This window comes from Tamlana crocina (assembly GCF_012037625.1).
The window spans coordinates 1-393 of sequence record NZ_JAAVJS010000383.1; the positions used below are offsets into that span (position 1 = coordinate 1).

General features: G+C 43.5%; 1 pseudogene. It reads right to left on the reverse strand.

The features are described 5' to 3' along the window. Positions 1–93 precede the first annotated feature (93 nt). Positions 94–393 (reverse strand): annotated as a pseudogene (locus HC176_RS17235) (ATP-dependent DNA helicase); the annotation flags it as partial.

A 393-nucleotide genomic window follows, 5' to 3' on the forward strand; every position in this document is an offset into this window, starting at 1 on the left:
CCATTTTACATTTGTACCTTCCCTTATCATGTTTTTATTTTAAAACTACAAACAAGACCCGGGATAACCTAAAGAATAACAGCTCCTTAACCCTTAGGAAAGAACCTTTAGTTTAGCAAATTTCAGAAGAAGTTTTTTAAGTCCGCCGTTCTCGAAATGGATCTCGGCTTTTTTATCCTGTCCCACTCCTTCTATGTTGAGCACTTTTCCCTTACCAAAGCGCAAATGTTCCACCTCATCCCCTACGTCAAGCTTTACTGCAGGTCCCGGTGCTGCCGAAGCAGCGGGAGAAGATACAGGCCTTAGTTTTCTAAGCTTTTGCAACTCTTCATCTGTAGGTTTATGCGAAGGTGGCGGAGTACCATTGACAGGCTTGGTCTGGCGGAACTTACT